This is a genomic window from Dactylosporangium aurantiacum, assembly GCF_000716715.1.
Lineage (GTDB): Bacteria > Actinomycetota > Actinomycetes > Mycobacteriales > Micromonosporaceae > Dactylosporangium > Dactylosporangium aurantiacum.
Map to the genome: position 1 here is coordinate 121,457 of NZ_JNYJ01000003.1, position 18,088 is coordinate 139,544.

At 73.4% G+C, this 18,088-nt stretch carries 22 protein-coding genes; 10 read left to right on the forward strand and 12 right to left on the reverse strand.

Annotation, left to right across the window (positions count from 1 at the left end):
- Positions 1 to 33: 33 nt before the first annotated feature.
- A complete protein-coding gene (locus OP18_RS56765; RefSeq protein ID WP_156089283.1) occupies positions 34 to 273 on the forward strand; it encodes a hypothetical protein in 240 nt (79 codons plus the stop codon).
- Positions 274 to 285: 12 nt separating this feature from the next.
- The gene (locus OP18_RS04215; protein WP_156089284.1) at positions 286 to 1,071 is read left to right on the forward strand and encodes a pentapeptide repeat-containing protein; all 786 of its coding nucleotides are present in this window, start codon (positions 286 to 288) and stop codon (positions 1,069 to 1,071) included.
- Here the strand turns inward: OP18_RS04215 and OP18_RS04220 are convergent.
- Positions 1,050 to 1,457, reverse strand: a complete 408-nt coding sequence (locus tag OP18_RS04220) for a hypothetical protein (RefSeq protein ID WP_156089285.1) — start codon at positions 1,455 to 1,457, stop codon at positions 1,050 to 1,052. The genes OP18_RS04215 and OP18_RS04220 overlap by 22 nt on opposite strands.
- A 72-nt stretch (positions 1,458 to 1,529) precedes the next feature.
- Between OP18_RS04220 and OP18_RS04225 the strand changes: the two genes are divergently transcribed.
- From OP18_RS04225 to OP18_RS04235, 3 genes are read left to right on the forward strand one after another with little or no spacing between them, the layout of a single operon-like run.
- Positions 1,530 to 2,147 carry a hypothetical protein gene (locus tag OP18_RS04225; RefSeq protein WP_033357373.1) on the forward strand — a complete coding sequence of 206 codons (618 nt, stop codon included), beginning with the start codon at positions 1,530 to 1,532 and terminating at the stop codon, positions 2,145 to 2,147.
- Positions 2,148 to 2,196: 49 nt separating this feature from the next.
- On the forward strand, positions 2,197 to 2,526 hold the full coding sequence (locus OP18_RS04230; protein WP_033357374.1) for a hypothetical protein: 330 nt from the start codon (positions 2,197 to 2,199) through the stop codon (positions 2,524 to 2,526).
- 15 nt (positions 2,527 to 2,541) lie between these two features.
- Positions 2,542 to 3,381 carry a WXG100 family type VII secretion target gene (locus OP18_RS04235; RefSeq protein WP_033357375.1) on the forward strand — a complete coding sequence of 280 codons (840 nt, stop codon included), beginning with the start codon at positions 2,542 to 2,544 and terminating at the stop codon, positions 3,379 to 3,381.
- A gap of 48 nt (positions 3,382 to 3,429) precedes the next feature.
- Here OP18_RS04235 and OP18_RS04240 read toward each other — a convergent pair whose 3' ends face one another.
- The 4 genes from OP18_RS04240 to OP18_RS04255 all read right to left on the reverse strand — a co-directional run bounded on the left by OP18_RS04240 (position 3,430) and on the right by OP18_RS04255 (position 9,478).
- Positions 3,430 to 3,942: a hypothetical protein gene (locus OP18_RS04240; RefSeq protein ID WP_052386212.1), complete on the reverse strand. Its 513-nt coding sequence runs from the start codon at positions 3,940 to 3,942 to the stop codon at positions 3,430 to 3,432.
- Positions 3,939 to 8,135, reverse strand: coding sequence for an AAA family ATPase (locus OP18_RS04245; RefSeq protein WP_162189742.1), 4,197 nt, complete (start codon positions 8,133 to 8,135; stop codon positions 3,939 to 3,941). The genes OP18_RS04240 and OP18_RS04245 overlap by 4 nt, the downstream gene beginning before the upstream one ends.
- Before the next feature lie 214 nt (positions 8,136 to 8,349).
- Complete coding sequence (locus tag OP18_RS04250; protein WP_033357377.1) at positions 8,350 to 8,682, reverse strand: cupin domain-containing protein; 333 nt, start codon at positions 8,680 to 8,682, stop codon at positions 8,350 to 8,352.
- A 4-nt stretch (positions 8,683 to 8,686) separates the two neighbouring features.
- On the reverse strand, positions 8,687 to 9,478 hold the full coding sequence (locus OP18_RS04255; RefSeq protein WP_033357378.1) for a YbaB/EbfC family nucleoid-associated protein: 792 nt from the start codon (positions 9,476 to 9,478) through the stop codon (positions 8,687 to 8,689).
- 116 nt (positions 9,479 to 9,594) lie between these two features.
- On the opposite strand from OP18_RS04255, the gene OP18_RS04260 reads away from it, so the two are divergent.
- The 3 genes from OP18_RS04260 (at position 9,595) to OP18_RS04270 (ending at position 11,874) form a co-directional block, all read left to right on the forward strand.
- Positions 9,595 to 10,632, forward strand: a complete 1,038-nt coding sequence (locus OP18_RS04260) for a type III secretion system chaperone family protein (protein ID WP_156089287.1) — start codon at positions 9,595 to 9,597, stop codon at positions 10,630 to 10,632.
- 279 nt (positions 10,633 to 10,911) lie between these two features.
- A complete protein-coding gene (locus tag OP18_RS04265) occupies positions 10,912 to 11,127 on the forward strand; it encodes a CbtB domain-containing protein (RefSeq protein ID WP_033357380.1) in 216 nt (71 codons plus the stop codon).
- A 15-nt stretch (positions 11,128 to 11,142) separates the two neighbouring features.
- Entirely contained in the window at positions 11,143 to 11,874 is a 732-nt protein-coding gene (locus OP18_RS04270) for a CbtA family protein (protein WP_033357381.1), read from the forward strand.
- 159 nt (positions 11,875 to 12,033) lie between these two features.
- On the opposite strand, the gene OP18_RS04275 is transcribed toward OP18_RS04270, so the two are convergent.
- The 5 genes from OP18_RS04275 to OP18_RS58535 form a co-directional block, all read right to left on the reverse strand.
- On the reverse strand, positions 12,034 to 12,249 hold the full coding sequence (locus tag OP18_RS04275; RefSeq protein ID WP_033357382.1) for a zinc ribbon domain-containing protein: 216 nt from the start codon (positions 12,247 to 12,249) through the stop codon (positions 12,034 to 12,036).
- 9 nt (positions 12,250 to 12,258) lie between these two features.
- Positions 12,259 to 13,281, reverse strand: coding sequence for a hypothetical protein (locus tag OP18_RS04280; RefSeq protein WP_033357383.1), 1,023 nt, complete (start codon positions 13,279 to 13,281; stop codon positions 12,259 to 12,261).
- Positions 13,275 to 13,589: a PadR family transcriptional regulator gene (locus OP18_RS04285; protein ID WP_033357384.1), complete on the reverse strand. Its 315-nt coding sequence runs from the start codon at positions 13,587 to 13,589 to the stop codon at positions 13,275 to 13,277. The genes OP18_RS04280 and OP18_RS04285 overlap by 7 nt, the downstream gene beginning before the upstream one ends.
- A 32-nt stretch (positions 13,590 to 13,621) precedes the next feature.
- The gene (locus OP18_RS04290; RefSeq protein ID WP_052386213.1) at positions 13,622 to 14,164 is read right to left on the reverse strand and encodes a DNA-3-methyladenine glycosylase family protein; all 543 of its coding nucleotides are present in this window, start codon (positions 14,162 to 14,164) and stop codon (positions 13,622 to 13,624) included.
- 132 nt (positions 14,165 to 14,296) lie between these two features.
- A complete protein-coding gene (locus OP18_RS58535) occupies positions 14,297 to 14,485 on the reverse strand; it encodes a hypothetical protein (protein ID WP_162189743.1) in 189 nt (62 codons plus the stop codon).
- Between the two features lie 64 nt (positions 14,486 to 14,549).
- On the opposite strand from OP18_RS58535, the gene OP18_RS04300 reads away from it, so the two are divergent.
- Positions 14,550 to 15,485, forward strand: coding sequence for a helix-turn-helix transcriptional regulator (locus OP18_RS04300; protein WP_033357386.1), 936 nt, complete (start codon positions 14,550 to 14,552; stop codon positions 15,483 to 15,485).
- Between the two features lie 127 nt (positions 15,486 to 15,612).
- Positions 15,613 to 16,386 (forward strand): hypothetical protein, encoded by a 774-nt coding sequence (locus OP18_RS04305; RefSeq protein ID WP_033357387.1) that lies wholly within the window; start codon positions 15,613 to 15,615, stop codon positions 16,384 to 16,386.
- Positions 16,387 to 16,405: 19 nt separating this feature from the next.
- Here OP18_RS04305 and OP18_RS04310 read toward each other — a convergent pair whose 3' ends face one another.
- Complete coding sequence (locus tag OP18_RS04310) at positions 16,406 to 17,275, reverse strand: AraC family transcriptional regulator (protein ID WP_033357388.1); 870 nt, start codon at positions 17,273 to 17,275, stop codon at positions 16,406 to 16,408.
- Between the two features lie 575 nt (positions 17,276 to 17,850).
- On the reverse strand, positions 17,851 to 18,051 hold the full coding sequence (locus OP18_RS04315) for a hypothetical protein (RefSeq protein WP_033357389.1): 201 nt from the start codon (positions 18,049 to 18,051) through the stop codon (positions 17,851 to 17,853).
- Positions 18,052 to 18,088 lie beyond the last annotated feature (37 nt).

Sequence of the window (18,088 nt, forward strand, 5' to 3'; positions counted from 1 at the left end):
GGGGGCGGGCGGCCACCTGAACATGTTGGCCCGATGACCGACGCTCTGAAGACGCTGACCGCGCGGGCCGGGGCCGCCGCCGCGTTCCTCGCCGAGGATTCGCGCGGTGGCTGGCGCCGGGCGTGGGCCCTCACCGCCGGCCGGAACGGCGGACCTCGCAAACTACGCGCTTCTTTGCAAACCTCGCGGACTCTGCAAACCTCGCGGAATTTGCGAACCTCGCGGATTTATACGGACGACATCGCAAGTCAGGCCGCCGGTGCCGATGGCTGATACCGTCCATCTGTGGATCTGGTACGCGTGGAACATCGTCATGAAGAATTGGCCGACGTCGACTTCTCAGGTCAATCGTTCGACACGTTCGGCGCTTACGGCGGAACGTTTGTGCGGTGCGACTTCTCCGAGGCGTCCTTCGGCAAGTTCAGCGTGGGGCACCAGGGTCAGACCCGGTTCGTGGAGTGCGTGTTCCGGCGCACCCGGTTCCCGCTCGGCAACACGTACCTCGGCAACGCCCGCTTCGAACGGTGCGTCTTCGACAACGCCAGGCTCCGCCACCTGCGCATCGACAGCAGCGAGTTCGTCGACAACGTCTTCTGCGGCCGCATCTGGCACACCGTCTTCTACGGCGTGCCCGGCCACTGGTCGGCGGACCCCGAGCGGCCCGGCAACGCCTGGCACGGCAACGACTTCAGCAAGGCCGACCTCGTCGACGTCGACTTCCGCGACATCGACCTGCGGGCGCAGCGCTGGCCGGAGGACCGCGACGAGTACGCCCTCATCGACCGCATCGACGAGCGCACCGCCGCCGCGACCGCGGCCATCACCGCCGCGCCGCCGGGCGACTGGGCCGAGCCGGCGCAGGCGCTGCAGGCCGTCGACTTCCTGCGTACCGGCGTGGAGCGCGACCCGCACGGGTTCGTGCTGGTGCGCCGGCGGGAGCTGTGGCACCGGCTGCGGCCCGTGACCCGCGACCGGCTGTGGGCGCTGCTCGTCACGGGCCACGACTGCAAGACCGCCCCCGGCCGTGACGGCGCCGCCGCGGACCTGGTCTACAGCGACGACCAGGAGTAGAGCGCCCGCCCCTGCGCCGCCGCCGACCGGGCCAGCTCGGCCAGGGCGATGAGGCGCTCGACCTCCCACTCCTCCAGCAGGAACCGGTCGGCGTACCCGCGGATCTGCGCCGGCTCCAGCCGCGCCAGGGTGTCGGCGAGCTGCGCGTTCACCCGCACCGTCCACGGCCCCTCGAACTCCGGGTCGGCCGCGGTGTCCCCGAGCGGCCGGTCCTCCCCGAACTCCGACGGGTCCCGCCCGCCGATCTCCGCGGCGAACTCCTCCACCTCGAGGATCCAGCCCTTGCAGTCGACATGCGGCCAGTTGTTGCCGGCCGGACCGACATCGAGGTCCATCGCCGCCAGCTCCGCGTCGGTGGCAGCGAAATAGTCCATCAGCACGCCCACGCAGCTGACCATATCGCGCCGGTACGCCCTCGGCAGCGCACGCGGCGACGGTACCGGTGGCAAGATTGCGGCGTGGATCCTCTGCAGCTGTACCGCACGGAACTTCAGGCGCTGGTGGGCGGTGAGACGCTGCGGGCCGCCGTGCACTGCCAGCGGGCGTTCGGCAGCGACCGGTTGGAGCGCTCGCCGGACGAGATGGAGCGGCTGATCGGGTTCCTGCCTGGTGGGCTGCGCGACTCGGCGCTGGCGGCGCTACGCGCCGAGCCGCGGCCGGAGAAGGCGTGGGAGCGGGTCGTCGGGGTGCTCGTCGGCGCGGACTCGGTGATCCGGTTCGACGTCGACCAGGCGCTCGGCGGCGTCGCCGCGGCGGGGCACGTGGGCTCGTGCGCGGCGCGGCTGGCCGAGGGCATCCGCGACGCGAGCATGGTGCACTGCGTCGTGACGGACCGGCGGCTGTTGTTCGCCTCGATGGATCTCGATCCGGTCGGGTTCACGCCGCTGGCGCAGCTGCCGATCGGCACGGTGCTGCGCGCCCGGCGGGAGGGCAAGCTCCTGCAGCGCGGCCGGGTCGTCGTCGACTTCGTCGACCTGTCGGAGCTGGCGCTGATGACCGGGGTGTTCGGCACCGGCGGGGCCGACGTGCTCGTCGCGGCGCTGGGCGGGGCCGCGAAGCCGGCGCCGGGTCGGTAGGCTGCCGGGGCGGCCTGGGGGACGGCCGCGACGACAAGGGGAGGCATCCATGGCGCCAGGATTCAAGGTCGATCCGCCGGTGCTGGAGTCGTTCGCCGGCACGTCCGACGACCGGCGGGCCGCCTACGAGGCACTGCGGCAGAAGATGACCGACATCCGGGTCAACCGGGACGCGTTCGGGCACATCCCGTTCCTCGGCAGCTCGATCTACGACTCCTACGACGAGCACGTCGAGTCCTGCGAGGAGGCGGTGACGTCCGCGGCGACCGCGATGGCCGCCGTGGCCGCGGGCATCCGGGCCGTGGTCATCGCGTACCTCGACGGCGAGGCGAAGATCGGCGAGGACCTCGCCGCCATCAACCGGGCGCTGGGCAACTGACATGGAGGGGATCCGATGAGCGCGGAGTACGCCAACAAGCTGGAGCAGTGGTTCAGTTCCGCGCCCGGGCCGGTGCAGGAGGTGCTGCGGCCCGTGTTCGACCCGGCCAACGACATGCTCAAGGCCGTCGCCGGTGACCCGCAGGACCTGGTCCGGGCCGGCCAGCGCTACGTCGAGGTCGGCCGGGAGATCGTGGCGATCGCGGAGCAGCAGCGCACCGACCGGCAGCGGCTCGCCGGCTCCTGGGAGGGCGACGGGTATCAGGCGTTCACCGACAAGGCCGCGGAGATCGAGGAGAAGCTCAAGACCCTCGGCGAGGCGACCGGCAAGACCGACGAGGTGCTGAAGGCGGCCGCCGAGGCCTGCGTCGAGGGCGCCAACCTCATCATCGACATCATCGTGACGCTCGTCGCCTTCGCCATCGGCACGCTCATCGTCAAGCTGGCCCTGGCCGCGCTGACGTTCGGGGCGAGCATGCTGGCCTGGGTCGCCGAGCAGATCGTCGCCGGGATCGTGGCCCTGACCCGCATCCTCAACGTCACGATGCAGGTCGCCCGGGTCCTCATGCAGGTCGCGCGGATCTTCAAGCAGATCGCCCAGATCCTGCGCGGCGTCGCCAACCTCCTCAAGGCGATGAAGACCCTGCTGGAGATGCTCGACAAGCTCAACAAGGCCTCGAAGGGCATGGCGAAGCTCGGCGCGTTCTCCGCCCGTGCCGGCGCCTACGCCACCGTCAACGCGACCATCCTCGGCGGCAACGTGCCGCTGCCGGGCGGCTCGCTGCTCAAGACCGGCCTGGACGCCCAGGACGCCGCCGAGCACGCGGGCGACGCCGAGGACGCGGCCGGCAAGTAGCCCCGAGGGTCCGCGGGCGGCCGGCACCGCCCGCGGACCCTGGCCAGGTCATCGTGCCGCGTCTTCGGGCGGGAGCTGGCGGTCCGTGGACTGCTGGGGCACGGCCGGTTGGCGGGAAAAGTCGAGGAGCTTGGTGATGAGGCTGACCAGAGTGGAGTCGCGCATCGCCTGCTTGTGAACCTCGAGGCGCCACCGCCCGCGTTCGTCGCGGCTGAACTTCACCTCGGTCTGCAGGGCGATCACGACGAGCGCACCGACGGCGAGGGTGGCCGGCTCGAACCGGGTCCCGTCGGCGGGGATGCTCGCCGCCCGCGCCACGACCTGCCGGTGCTCCGGCGAGCCGGCGAGGTACTCCAGAGCGGCCCGCGCGAGGTCGCCGGCGGTGACCGGCGCTGCCGGGCCGGGCTGCTCGTCGACGGCGGCGGCCTCGCGGAGCCGGCTGCCGATCTGGCGGAGCTGGCCGGCGTCGGGCAGCGCGGTGCCGTGGTCGGCGACCAGCGTGAGCAGCCGGACGGCCTCCGGGTCGGTGAGGTCCGCGACGTCTGGCAGGGATGCGGTCACTGGGTCTCCTGGTCGGTGGTGGTCGGGTTGGTCGGGTTCGTCGGATGCATGAGCTGGGCGAGGACCGCGTTGGTGATGGCGGTGTCGGTGGCGTCCAGGCCGGCCTGCAGCGCATGCGGGTCGCGTTCGCCGGCGATGATGCGGCGCAGGGCGGCGGCGAGCGCCGCCCATTCGTCACGGCTGGCCAGTTCGTCCAGGACCGGGTCGATGTCCGTTGCGGCGGTCTGGTCGCCGTTCGCGGCGGCGGCGACCGCGGTGATGATGGGCGGCCAGGGTTGCCGAGTCGCCACGTCGGTCTGCGGGGCTTCGGCGGGTTGGAGGGCGATGCGGCCGTTGACGGCGTCCAGGGCACGGATGACGATGGCGGTGTCGATCGGGTCGAGGCCGGCGGTGAGGGTGTCGGGGTCGCGGTCGCCGGCGAGCATGCGACGGAGCGCGGCGGTGAGCGCTTCCCAGTCTGCGCTGCTGCCGATCTGGGTGAGCACCTGATCGAGGGCGGTGGCCGCCTCTTGGTTGCCGCGGACCGCGGTGACCAGCACGGCGAGCACCGGCTCCCACCGGCTGAGGTGCCGCTGCAGATCGTAGGCCCGATCGGTGGGCAGGTCGCGGGCGGCGTGCAGCACGGTGTCGAGGGCGTTCTGGGCGGTGTCCGGGTCGCCGGCCAGCGCGCCGATCAGACCGGCGAATCGGACGCCGGCCACCTGTTCGACTGTGGCCGTCAGGTCAGCGAGTGTCGCGGGCGCCAGGATGTCGGGGCGTTCGCGCAGCTGCATGGACAGTGTCCGGACGGTGCTGGCGAACTCGTGGATCTGTCCGGTGAGGTGGCTGATGATGGCGGCGGCGAGGCGGTGGGCGAGCTGGCCGGCGGGGTCGACGCCGGCCCGACGCAGGTAATTGGCCAGGTTGTGATGAGAGGCGAGAAGGGCGTCCGGGTCAGGGTCGGCGTATTTGAGGCGGAGCGCGGCATGTGTCAGGGCGATCGCCTCGTCGTGGTGGCCGCGTTTGTCGGCCAGGTCGGCACGGGCGCTGAAGGTCTTGGCCAGGCTGGAGACGTCCTGGTGCTCTTCGAACACCTGCTGGCAGGCCAGTAGCAGCTGCTCGGCCTCACCGAGGCGTCCTAGGCGGATCAGCGGGACATAGTCGCTGAACAAGGCGAAGGCGACGGTGTAATCGCCGGCGTTCCGCGCTCGCTTGCTGGCCAGGTTTTCGGCGTTGAGGTCCAATGCCTCCTGCCATAGCCCCACGGCGCTCGCGGCTTGGACCCCGAGGTTGAGCAGGACTTCCCGCACGCTGAACGGATCAACCGCGTCTTCCGGGCCGCGCGTGGGTGGGAGTTGGTCCAACTCGGCGATGAGTCGGCGCACCTCGGTCAGTGCCTGGTCCGGCTCGCCCAGGAGGTAGACGATTTGCAGCCGGCGGGTCTGGTCGGCCAGTTGGGTCAAGCGGCCGTGTCCGGCTTGGCGGGTGTGCTCGGCGGCCTGGTCGGCCAGGTCGAGCGCTTCGCGCAACCGCCCCGTGCGACGACACAGGTTGACGATGTCCCATGCGACAGAGGCGGCGAGCCGGTGGTCGGTGGCCGAAATGGCGCGGGCCAGGGCGGTGCGCAGCAGCCGCTCTCCCTCCGCGGCGTCCACCCGCATGACGGCACGGCCGAGCGTGGCAAGGTGCTCGGGTTTGCCGGTGGCGGCGGCGATGCGGCGCAGCTGGGCGGCGGCGATCTGGGCGACCCCTGCCGTCACGTCGCGCATCAGGGCGTGCTCGACCGTCCACGCGGCGGCGTCCCATTCGGCCAGCCGGAGCAGGTAGGGTGCGGCGGCCAGCCCGGCCCGCACCACCGTCTGAGTGTGCTCGCCACCCTGTCGCCGCTGCTGTGCCTCGAGGCGGCTGGTCCAGAAGGCGGCGAGTTCGAAGTCGATGGCGACACGCACGTTGGTCGGTGTGGCCACGCGGACCGTCTCGGCCACGCCGGGATGCAAGCGAAACCGCCGTGACGGTGCACCGTCGGCGTGCCCGGTGGTGTCCTGTTCGACCAGGGCGGCGGTCAGCAGCGGCGCCAGCGTGTCGGTGAAGTCCGGTGCGGGATCGTCCAGCTCCAATCGCGTGCGCAGGTTGGGCCAGATGGGCTCGGCTATGAGCGAGAACCGGTCGTCGTCTTCGATGCCGGCCAGCAGCTGCAGCAGCAACCTGGGCGCGTCAGGCAGCGTGTGCATGGTGGTGCTGGTCCAGCCGGCGAGCACCTGCATGAACCCGGCATCGCCCAGCGCTGACTCACCCTCGGCGAAGAACGCTGTCAGGGTCTGGTCGCCGCTGGTGGCGTGTTCGACGGCGTCGAGGTGCCGGGCCAGGGTGACGTCGTCCGCTGCGGCGCGGTCTGCCAGCTCCAGCAGCTTCGGGTGGCCTTGCACGAGGTGCAGGACCCGCCGTACCCGCGCCCGGTCCTCCTCCACCGCGGCGGTGCGTTCGGGGCCGGGTTCGGCGTGCAGCAGCCGCCGCAGGTTCGGCAGTTCCCGGGCCAGTAGCACCCCTTCATCCCGCGACAGTGCGTGCACCGCCTCCACCAGCACCGCCGCCGGCAACCCGGCCGGCGGGGTGCGGCTGGTGAGCACGACTCGGGATTCGCCGCCATGTCCGGCGAGCGTGGTGATCAGGTCGGCCCAGCGCGGGTCCCGCCACGCGCCATCCGCGGTGAGCAGAGTTTCCAGGTTGTCGAGCACGATGAGCAGGCCGCTGTCGCGCAGGAGCGCCGCCAGCTGGGGCAGGAAGCGGCGCAGCCCGTCCGCTGTACCGATCTGGTCGACCATGGTGAAGCCGCGGTCGCCGAGCTGTGCCTCCAGCGCCAGGGCGAGGCTGGTCAGCGCGGTGGGCCACTCCTCTTCCCGCAGCGGGGCCTGCCACCACACCGGCTGGTCGAACCGATCCTGGTGCCGGTACGCCAGCTCCAACGCACACGCCGTCTTCCCAGCCCCGGCCATGCCGTGCAGCAGCACCCCACCCCGCCCGCTGCCGGAGGCCAGGGCCCGGCTGGCCCGGATCATCACCGCCGTCCGGCCGACGAACCGCTCCGGCTCCGGCAGGAACGCGGCCATCCGCGACTCCGCCGGGTCGATCCGGGGCTTCCCACTCGGCGGGGTCAGCAACAGGCCGGCCGCCGGACCCAGCAGCGTCGGCGTGGCGATCGACAGTGCCGGCCGGGCCGGCGACGGTCGTTCACCGGCCGCCACGGGCACCGCCCGCCGCAACGCGGCATCGACCGGCAGGTTCAGTTTGAACAGTCCCTCGTACAGCGCGGAGGTCAACGCGATGGCGAAGTCGTCGACGACCGGGTAGCGCATCGCCACCACGGCGCACCCCACCTGGTCCGCGACGAGGCGGGCCAGACCGGTCACCGCCTCCTCGGCCGCGGTCAGCTCGGCGTCGGCGACCTCCTGTGCCATGTCGGCGGCGTCGTCCAGCCGCAGCCAGCGCAGCGTCTCCGCGGTCGTCGCGGCCGCGGACTGGCACGCCGACAGCACCGCCAGGCGCAGCCGGCCCCGGGCCGGGCGCAGCAGCCGCACCAGATCCGCGGCCTCGACCGTGTCGGCGCTGCCGTCCTCGGCTTCCAGCAGGATCACCCCGCTGCCGCCGTGCCCGGACAGGTGCAGCACATCCGGCCCACCCTCGAACGTCACCCGCTCGCCGAGGACCTGCCGGGTCACCCCGTACTGCAACACCTCCAGCTCGATCATCCGCCGCTCACGCGCCGCCAACGCCCGCACCTGCCTGGCCAGCTCGTACCGCTCCCGCCGCAACGCCAACGCGGAGCTCTGCGTCGGCAGGCTGAACACCGCCAGCATCCGCAACCGGTCCGCCCGAGCATCCCCGGACGGCGGCGCCTGCCCGATGTCGAAGACCAGACTCACATCACCCCGACGGGCGAGGGGCACCCCACCGACATGCGCCAACTCCAGCGGCGCGTACAGCAGGAACCCGACCGCGTCCGGGACCTGCACCCGCACCGTCACCGGCGCCGCCGCGGCGATCGCCGCACCCACCGAAGCACCGAGAACCCGCTCACCCACCCACCGGCCGAGACGGTCCACCCACTCCGCCTCCGACTCCACCCGACGGTCCGGCACCGCATTCCACCGCAGGAACCGGTACAGATCCCGGAACGCCTCCGCCTCCCGATCACCGGCGAGCCCCTCGAAATCCACCACGTGATCGGCCAGCGGCGCCTGAGTCTGCGCGTCGGTCAACAGCCACCGCCAGCGGGCACCCCGAACCACATCGACCGCCCGCAACACCAGACCCACCACACACCCCCGGTCCGAGACAGCCGCAAAGACCGACCGTAACCGGGAGAACACCCTGCGGATCAGCCGTCGAACGGGCAGACCCACCCGACCGCACGGCACCCAACGACGACGATCAACCGGTGCGGCTGCCGTACGCGGGGCCGAACACCACGAGCAGGGTCAGGTCCTCGGTCACATCGGTGAAGTGGTGCGGCTCCCCCGCCGGCACGAACACGACCGACCCGGGTGCCACGTCCGCCGAGGCGTCCGGGGTGACGATGCGGGCGCGGCCCGAGGTGACGACGTAGATCTCGTCCTCGGTGTGCGGGCTCTGGTCGTCGACCCCGCCGGCCGGGATGCAGTACGTGCCGACGGACAGGTCCGGCACCCGCAGCTGCTCCACCCAGTCGTTGCCCGCCCCGCCGGGCGGTGCCGTCCACCGGCCGGCGCCGTCGATGAGGTGCACGGGGTCAGAACTCCATGCCGCGCAGGCTGGACTCGATGGCGTCCAGGCGCAGCTGCAGCTGGTCCATGCGGTACGCGAACAGCTCCTCGGCGCCCTGGAGGTCGGGTTCGTCGCCGTCGGCGGACAGCAGGGCGGCGCGGGCCGTGTCGAGGGCGTCGAGGGCGGCGTTGACCGCCTCGGCGGTGCGCTCGCCGAGGGTGAAGTTGTCCAGGCGCCGGGTCGCGGCGGCGGAGAGCAGGACTTCGGTGAGGCGGCCGGCGCCGTCGACGGTGGCCTGCACCGACTGGTCGGCGGCCTCGCCGGTGAAGTGGCGGGTCGCGAACTCACCGGCGCGTTCCTGCGCCTGCGCCATCCGGTCGGGCAGCTCGTTGAGGACCTTTTCGAGGCGGGCGCCGGCCGCGGTGGTCGCGCCGCCGACGGGTGTGCGGGGGAACAGGCTCGCCGCGCCGCCGTCCTGCAGCATGCGGCCCAGGTCCTCCAGCGACTGCAGCAGGCCGGACGTGGCGGGGTCGAGCTCGCCGAGCAGCGTGCGGCGGAACTCGCCCTCGGCGGTCTCGATCGCGTCGCGGACCGCGGTGACGATCAGCTGGCCGAGGTCGGGGTCGCGGACGGCGTACGCGCTGAGGTACAGGTCGGCGACCCGGAACCGGCCGTCGACGGTGACCCGGATGTTGCCGCCCTCGGCCTCGTGGACGGTGCGCCCGGCGCGGGCGTCGGCGGTCGCCGTGTCGATCCTGCGCTGCCGCTGCTCGAACTCCGCGGTGATCCGCTCCACCGACTCCTGATCCGGATACATCGACGCCCCCCAGTGCCAATCCAGTCGTGAACCGAAGCCCGGCCAGCCTACTGGCTGGGCGGGCCCCGCCGCTGCCGCGCCCCCACGTGCAGGCATCGGCTGCTATACATCTCACCGTGAAATCACGGCATACGGGGCTGGTCGTCCGGTTCGTCCTGGCGGGCGTGCTGGTGCTGCTCGGCTGGCAGATGCTGGCCAGCGGCTCGACGACCGACGCGCAGCGGCAGCAGGAATCGGCGCGGCGGATCGCGGAGTACCGCCCGACCTGCGACGGCAAGACGATGCGGCCGCGCGACACGTGCCTCGTCTTCGGCGGCAGCGGCGACGAGGGCGGCTCCTATCAGCACATGATGGACATGTACGCGGCGGCGAACTCGCCGCGGGAGCTCGCCGAGCGGGACCGGGGCTGGCGCGTCGCCGGCTACGTCGCGCTGGGCATCGGCGCGCTGACGCTGCTGTGCTTCCTGCTGTCGCTGGTCGAGGTGATCCGGTTCGGCGCCGACGAGCCGCAGGACGCGACGATCTCCTACCAGCGCAGGCTGGTCGGGCTCGCGGTGGCCGGTGCCATGGCGGCGGTCGGGGTGCTGCTGATCGGGGAATCCGGCAACGTCGTGTCGTGGCTGCTGGCCGTCGCCGGGGTGCTGTTGACCGCGGCGGCGCTGGCGAGCCTGGTCTCGGCGTTCCGGACGCGGGTCGGCCGGCGCCGCTGGGCGAAGGCGCACGGGCACGCCTATGAGCGTTGCGACAAGGACCTGCTGCAGCGGCTCGGTTGGAGTGACGCGCTGCCGTTCGCCGGTGGTGTCGTCACCGGTACCCACCGCGACCGGGCATTCCTCGTGTTCGACTACGCGGAGAAGGACGCCCGGCACACGGCGCTGGTGATGGGGGTGCCCGGTGAGCTGCCGCCGCTGGTCGTGGAGGCGAAGCTGAAGGGCGGCCCGCGGCTGCTCACCGGCACCGCGCAGCACTGGGTGGACCACGCGACGGAGGTCGTCGCGGCCGCCGACCGGCACTACCCGTGGGCGTTCAAGGGCAACGGCGCGACCCTGTGGGCGAAGTACGACGAGGTCCTCAGCCCGAGCGGCGAGAAGCTGCAGCGGCGCCTCGACGGCCTGCACCGGGTCGGCACGGCCCTGGCCGCCATGCCGGGCTGACCGGCGCCGAGAACTTGATCACCTTCCCGACTCCGGACCCGATCACCGCGGATGCCGTGACCTGCGGCGCAGGGGGTCAACGCGAGGGTGGCGGCACCGCGCGTCGATTGACACGCTGGAACGCCGTCCGTACCGTCCGAAACATCAACGTGATGGTGAACGGAAGCCGGTGCAAGCCCGGCACGGTCGCGCCGCTGTAACCACGAGGTGTGGGAGTCAGACCCGGTCGCCGTCACGACAACGCTCGATGGGACGCGAAATCCCGCAGGAGGCAGCATCATGGCTACGATCTCGGCTCTTCCCACCCCGGCCACCGCACCGGCCCCGATCCCGCTGCGGCAGATCCTGCCGTGGGCGACCTTCGGCGTCGTGCTCGCCGTCGTGCTGCTGTACTTCGTCGGCGCCGAGCAGGGCATCACCTCGCTCGTGTCCGGCGAGACCGTGCACGAGTTCGTCCACGACGGCCGTCACCTGCTCGGCTTCCCCTGCCACTGAGGCGGGGCACCCAGCATGAGCGCCCGTACCCTGCTGGTCCGCGGGATGATCGTCGGCGCCGCCGCCGGTGTCGCCGCGTTCCTGTTCGCCTACCTGTTCGGTGAGGGCCCGATCAACGACGCGATCGCGTTCGAGGAGGCCCACGTCGCCGACCACGAGCACGGACCGGTCAGCCGGACCGTGCAGAGCACCCTCGGCCTCGCCACCGCCTCGATCGTGTACGGGGTCGCCCTCGGCGGCCTGTTCGCCGTCGCGGTCGCGGTCACACTCGGCCGTATCGGCCGGATCAGTGCCCGCGCCACGGCCGGGATCGTCGCGCTCGCCGGGTTCGTCGGGGTGGCCCTCGTGCCGTTCCTGAAGTACCCGGCCAACCCGCCGGCCACCGGCAACGGCGACACGCTGCAGCAGCGCACCGGCCTGTACTTCCTGATGCTGGTCATCGGGGTCGCCGCGGTGATCGGCGCGATCGTCGTCAGCCGGTCGCTGCAGCCGCGCCTCGGCACCTGGAACGCGACGATCGCCGGGGTCCTGGGCGCCGTCGTGGTCGTCGGCGTCGCGGTCGCGCTGCTGCCGGCGGTCAACGAGGTGCCCGAGGGGTTCGCCCCGGTGCTGCTGTGGCGGTTCCGGCTCGCGTCGCTGGGCACGCAGGCGGTCATGTGGGCAACGCTCGGGCTGCTGTTCGGGTACCTCACCGAACGCAGCGAGCGGATGGCCTCGGTGCAGCGGGCGCAGCCCGTCGCCGTCTGAGCAACGCCCGTCGTGCGGTGTCCGGCGCTGCCGGGCACCGCACGTCGCGTTTCCCGGCCGCCTGCGAGAAGGAGCCGTTCGCCGGTGCCGGGACGCCGGTGCACAGCAGGGCGAGCAGCTCACCGGCGGAGCTCCGGCGGCCGAGCGGCTCGGGCCGGGTCAGCCGATGTGGGCGGGGTCGACGTCGCGCTGGAGGCCGCAGGCGGTGCACTGCACGGTGTGCTTGACCCGCAGCGGGATCAGGGGGACGAAGAACAGCGACAGCTTCAGCACCCGGCGGTACAGCGGGTGGGCGACCGTGTTGCCGCAGTGCGGGCAGCGCAGGGTCAGGGTGCGCAGGTGCTGCACCCGCCAGCCCCAACCGAAGATCAGCACCGGGCCAGCCTAGCCGCCCGGCCGGGCCGGGCCGCCGGTGCCCCGGGCGGGCGGCGCGCCGCCGGCGGCGGCATCCGTCACGCAGTGCCCCTCCGCCGGGGAAGTCGGCGCGAGACCGGCGACCGTCACGGCGACCGCGGCGAGCCCGGCCAGCAGCAGCATCGTCATGTACGGGTCCTGGATCTCGATCCGGCTGTTCGCCAGGCGGTCGGCCGGGGTCAGCGCGGCCGGCACCAGGTCCGGGATCAGCCACGCCGGGCCGTACACCGACATGGCCACGACACCGGCGAACACCAGCAGCGGCGCGAGCATGCCCACGCAGCACGCGGCGAGGCCGGTGTCGCGCGCGGGGCCGGGCCGCAGCAGCGCCACCGCCGCGGCGCCGCAGCCGACCGCGACGATCGCGCCGCCGGCGTGCGGTGGCAGCGGCGGGAACGCGAGCTGCGCGGCGAGCCACATCCCGGCCGCGGCGACGGACACCGCCACGCCGGTGAGCAGGGCCCGGGCGCTCAGCGCGGTGCGGTCGGCGGTCAGGACGAGGACTCCGGCCAGGTAGCCGGCCAGCAGCACCGCCAGGATCGGCACGCCGGTGCGGGCCTGCTCGCCCGGCGGGCCGTGGCCGTCCGCGGCGGCGGCGAACATGGCCGTCATCGCGCCGACCAGCAGGCAGCCGCCGGCGCGCACGGCGCGGGCCGCGGCGCCGGCGTCGACGGGGGCGAGGAACCTGCCGACCGACGCCACGGCGAGCAGCAGCGCGATCGCGCCGACGACGGCCCAGCGCAGCGGCCCGTGCCCGATGCCGGCGGACCAGCGCACCACCGCGCCGAGCGCGGCCAGGGCGGCGAGCGGATAGCCGACGGCGCGCAGCGCGGCCGGCTGGGCGAGGACGGCGCCGGCGCACCCGACGGCGTGCGCCCAGCGCCGGGGGCCGGAAGGCAGGGCGGCGGTCTCGGCCCGCATGGCCAGGCCCCAGTCGCGGTGCCGGGCCGGCAGCAGCCGCACGATGATGGCCAGCAGCGCGTCGGTCACCATGCACCCCTCGGCTCGGGCCGGGTCCGGGGCGCGGGCGTCGCCGCCGGTGCGAGCGCCTGGGCCGCCTGCAGTCCGGCGCCGGTCAGCCGGTACAGGTGACGCGGCGGCCTGCCCTGGGGCGGATCGGTCTCCCAGGACGCCTCGAGCAGGCCACGGTCGGCGAGCCTGATGAGGATCGGGTAGAGCGAGCCGGCCTTGAGCCCGACCTGCTGGCCGAGCTCGTAGCCGTAGCGCCACTGTGCGGGGTCCGCGGCCAGGGCGCGCAGGACGGCCGCGGTCTGCGGGGACGGTTGCCGGACGCGGGTCACCGGCTAACTCTATATACATAGAGAACCGGGCGCTAGTCCGCGGCGCGGGCCCGGCGCTCGGCCGCGTGGACGAGCACGGAGCACCACATCCGGAACGGCCGCCACGCCTGCGTCAGCCGCGCGACCCCGGTGTCGGAGGGTGGGGCGGGCAGGTCGTACCAGCGCTGGATGCCCGCCCTGGTCAGCTCGTCGCCGGGCAGCGAGTCGACGAGGCCGGCGCCGCGCATCACGATCGCGACGGCGAAGAAGTCCCCGACGCCGCGCAGCCGCTTGACGTCGGCGAGCGCCTCGGGCAGCGGCAGGCCGCGCAGCCGGGCCCGGTCGAGACGGCCGGCGAGGGCGGCCTCGGCGACGCCGTGCAGGCGGGTGATCTTCTCGTCGTTGACCCCCGGGAACGCACCGAGCCGCAGCAGCGCCTGCGGCGACGGGAACGCGTGCACGGTGGTGCCGGCGACCTCGAACCGTTCGCCGTGGGCGCGGGCCATCCGCTGCCGGATCGCGCGGCCCTGCTCGATGCGCAGCCGGTGGCCGATGATGAAGGCGCAGGCCGCCTCGTACGGCGAATGGAACAGCACCGGGCGCAGGTACGCGTGCCGCCGCTGCAGCGCCCCGATGACCGGGTCGCGCTCGCCGACCTGCGGGTAGCCGCTGCCGTCGACGTCCAGCGACAGCGCCTCGAGGGCCTGCCGCCACGCCGCCGCGGGCTGCTACCCCTGCACTTCGCCGGTGACGGTGCCGGGACTGTCCTGCCGCAGCAGGACCGCGGCCGAGTGGGTCCAGCCCTCGACCGGGAACGCCATGACGATCGTGCGGGCGTCGCCGACCGGCTGGGTCCAGCCGCCGAAGTACTCGTTCTGCCGGGCCAGGTCGAACGGGCCGGTGATGGGTGCGTCCATGCCCGCCAGCATCCGCGTACAAACACGACACCCTCTGTCATGTTTGGCGGACTATTGTCGGCAGGTGCGTGCCGACCGACTCCTGTCGCTGGTCCTGCTGCTGCAGGCCCGTCCCGACGCGGCCGCGCCGGAGCTCGCCGACCGGCTCGGCGTCTCCGTGCGCACCGTCCTGCGTGACGTGGAGTCCCTGAGCGCCGCGGGCATCCCGGTGTACACCGAACGCGGCCGGTACGGCGGGATCCGGCTGCTGGACACGTACCGGACCGGCCTGGCGAACCTCAGCCGCGCCGAGGGTGCCGGTCTGGCCGTCGGCCAGTCGCGGCTCGCCGGCGACCTCGGCCTCGGCGACGCCCTCGACTCCGCCATCGAGAAGATCATCGGCGCCGGCGGCCAGGCCGTCCGCGGTGGCCTGGCCCAGGGCCGCCGGCACGTCATCGTCGACGTCGACCCGTGGATGCGCGCCGGCGAGCCCGTGCCGCTGCTGCCGCTCATCCACGACGGCCTGCTGCGCGGACGGCTGCTGGAGCTGGACTACCGCGACAGCGACGGCGCCCGCCGGCCGCTGACCGTCGCACCGGCCGGCCTGGTCGCCAAGGCGGGCACCTGGTACCTGGTCACGGCGGCGCCCTCGCTGGTCCGGGTGTCGCGGGTCCTGGCGTGCACGGTGCTGCCGCAGCCCGCGGCCCTGCCCGCCGGCTTCGACCTCGAGGCCGCCTGGGCCGGCCTGCGCGACCGGGTCGAGGTGCGCCCCCGCGACCTGCGCGTGGTCGTCACCGCGGCCCCCGACGCGGCCGCGATGACCCGCCGCCTGCTCGCCCGCCACCTGCGCGACGACGACGGAGTGTCCTCGACGGTACGGCTCGCGTTCGCCGGGGTGCCGCACGCGGTCGGCAGCCTCCTCGGCCTCGGCACCCGGGTCGAGGTCACCGACCCTCCGGAGGTTCGCACGGCGCTGCGCGCGGAGGCCCTGGCGGTGGCCGCGCTGTACGACGGCGCCTGACGGCCGTGGCGGGCGGCGCACCGGCAAGACCCGGAAAGCGGCCGGCGGGCAGGCAACCCGGCGGGCCGGCCGGCAAGATCCGGAAACCGGGCTGCGGGCCGGCCGACGGCACCGGTACGGTCCGGGCGTGGCATCGAACCTCGAGTGCGTCGGGCTCGGTCTGGACGACCCCGACGACGTCCAGCGTCTCCTCACCGAGGTGCTGCGCACCGCCGACGTCCTGGGCCGCGACGGCGACCTGACCGTCCACCGGTGGCAGGACCCGAGCGGGGTCCGCATCGTCGTCGCCACGCGGGGAGGGCGGATCGTGGAGCTCCTGCCGTCCTACGCCGGCGAGCCCGGCCCGTCGCTCGCCAACGTCCAGAACGTCAACGACCAGGTCACCATCGCCGACGTGGTCGACGACGACGGCGACACGGTCGCGAGGTTCGCCGCGGAGTTCGAGCAGCGGCGCCTCCTGCCGTCCACGCCGGCGACCGGCCGGGCCGCGGTCGTCGCCCTCGGCGTCGACGTGACGGTCCACGCGGACGCCGACGCGTTCGCGGCGTCCGACGACAGCCTGCTCAGCCCGCGGTCGGCCGGCGAGCCGGACGAGCCGCCCGCGCACTACGTCGAGCAGGGCTGGCAGTGGCCGCCACGCATGGCGGCCACCTCGTTCATCTCCTACGGCCTGTTCGGCGATCCCGACAGCGCCGAGGCGTACGCCCGGCTCAACGGCACCGTCCGGTCCGCGGCCCGGCGCACCGTCGCGGCGACCGGGCAGCAGTTCATCGCCGCCCGCGTGCACTGCGGCGTGTTCGAGGCCGACGTGTGCCTGCCCGTGGACGCCGGCACCGCCGACCTGGCACCCGGCAATGTCATCGCCGGGACGGTCTTCCTCGTCGCCTCCCTCGCCCGGTAGCGCGGGCCGCGGACCACGGTCAGGTCGGCTCGACGGGCAGCCACAGCTCGCAGGTCGCGGTGCTGAAGTCGGCGGCGCGCTCCAGGACCGAGACCATCGACGGGGCCGGCCGCAGGCGCCACGGGTTGGACGGGAACCACTCGGTCGCGGTCGCGGCCCAGGCCTGCTGCAGCGCCTGCGGGTACGACCCGGCGACGCGGAAGACCGCCCACATGCCGGCCGGCACCTCGATGGCGTGCAGGTCCTCGGGGGCCGGCGTGTCCAGCGAGACGGCGACCCCGTGCACGTACGTGAGGGCGCTGCCTTCGGTGCTGTCGGGGTCGACGTCGTCGCTGATCTGCAGCAGGCCCGCCGGCTCGGTGTCGCTGAGCGCTTTGAGCCGCACGTGCTCCTCCTGCGGTAACGCGGTGATGAGGTGCTGGATGTGCGGGTTGACGCCGTGGTGGATCAGCGGTACCCGGGCGGCGTGTCCGACGAGCCGGAACGCGGGCCGCTCGACGATGCGGGTGTCCATGGGGATGCTCCCTTCGACGGTCAGGCGGAACCTGATCTGTGGTTGTGTGCGAAGGGGGCCCCCGTCGCGGCGGACGTCGCCCGGGTTGGCGCCGTGGACCGCCCGGAACGCGCGGCCGAACGCCTCCGTCGAGCCGTACCCGTACCGGACGGCGATGCCCAGCAGGTCGTCCTCGCCGCGCACGACCGCGCCGGCCGCGACGGTCATCCGCCGCCGGCGCACGTACTCCGACAGCGGCATGCCGGCCAGCGACGAGAACATCCGGCGCAGGTGGTACTCGGTCGTGCCGAGCGCCCTGGCCACCGCGGGCACGTCGAGCTCCTCCGTGAGGTGCTCCTCGACGAGGTCGACCAGCCGGTTGAGGGCCGAGATCATGGGGCCTCCTTCCACCGTCAACCCTGGCCGACGGGGTGCCGTCCGCGCCCGACAGTGCTGGCCCGATCCGATCGGCCGGCGGCCGGCGGCCGGGTGACGCGGCGGGTGTCGCCGTGCCGCGGCGGCGGGTCCGCGCGGCGCGGCGACGACCGGGCGGCCTGCGACGGCTCCCAGGTCGCCGTCGACTCCAGGTAGACCGATTGTCCCGGCACCTTGTCCCGGCACCGCGACCGCGTCGCCGGGCAGGTGGACGGTGCCGGATCCGCCGAGGACCCGGTCGGTCTCCGCCCTCGTCCGCGGGTCGAGGGACTTCGGGGCGTGATGAACAGCGGCCCGGTGCCGCGGGTCGCGGAGGTGCTGGGGACGTCGGTGACCTGCCCGGTGGCGATGTCGACGCGCTGGATCCCGGCCCCGAGCCGAACCGCACGAGATCGCCGTGCGGTGAGCACACCGGCCCCCCGTCCGGCACGCCGGCGGTGGTCAGCGGCCGCTGGTTCGTGCCGTCCGCCGAGGCCGGCCAGATGTGCCGGGACGCAGATGTTCCTCTGGGCCGAACAGGTCTGCCGGGGGAACGCTCACCTTCGCTCGAGTGCGACGACCGCGTCGAGGAGGCAGTGCAGGCCGAGCTCGTACCGGTCGGCGTCCACCCGGTCGAAGAGCAGCTCCTCCAGCGGCACGCCGGCGGTCCGCTCCGGCTGGCCGACCATGACCAGCTCGGCCAGGACGACGTGTTTGAGGTCGTGCAGGCACGTGGGCTCGCTGTACAAGGCGTTCATCGCTGTGTTCATCGCTCCTCCGCTTCCGACTCGGAGC

Excerpts from the sequence above, each read along its gene's own strand:
- OP18_RS58535 (WP_162189743.1), bottom strand. The coding sequence starts at position 14,485 with ATGGACGCACCCATCACCGGCCCGTTCGACCTGGCCCGGCAGAACGAG.
- OP18_RS04315 (WP_033357389.1), bottom strand. The coding sequence starts at position 18,051 with ATGAACGCCTTGTACAGCGAGCCCACGTGCCTGCACGACCTCAAACAC.
- OP18_RS04255 (WP_033357378.1), bottom strand. The coding sequence starts at position 9,478 with ATGTATCCGGATCAGGAGTCGGTGGAGCGGATCACCGCGGAGTTCGAG.
- OP18_RS04270 (WP_033357381.1), top strand. The coding sequence starts at position 11,143 with ATGAGCGCCCGTACCCTGCTGGTCCGCGGGATGATCGTCGGCGCCGCC.
- OP18_RS56765 (WP_156089283.1), top strand. The coding sequence starts at position 34 with ATGACCGACGCTCTGAAGACGCTGACCGCGCGGGCCGGGGCCGCCGCC.
- OP18_RS04230 (WP_033357374.1), top strand. The coding sequence starts at position 2,197 with ATGGCGCCAGGATTCAAGGTCGATCCGCCGGTGCTGGAGTCGTTCGCC.
- OP18_RS04235 (WP_033357375.1), top strand. The coding sequence starts at position 2,542 with ATGAGCGCGGAGTACGCCAACAAGCTGGAGCAGTGGTTCAGTTCCGCG.
- OP18_RS04265 (WP_033357380.1), top strand. The coding sequence starts at position 10,912 with ATGGCTACGATCTCGGCTCTTCCCACCCCGGCCACCGCACCGGCCCCG.
- OP18_RS04310 (WP_033357388.1), bottom strand. The coding sequence starts at position 17,275 with ATGATCTCGGCCCTCAACCGGCTGGTCGACCTCGTCGAGGAGCACCTC.
- OP18_RS04280 (WP_033357383.1), bottom strand. The coding sequence starts at position 13,281 with ATGGTGACCGACGCGCTGCTGGCCATCATCGTGCGGCTGCTGCCGGCC.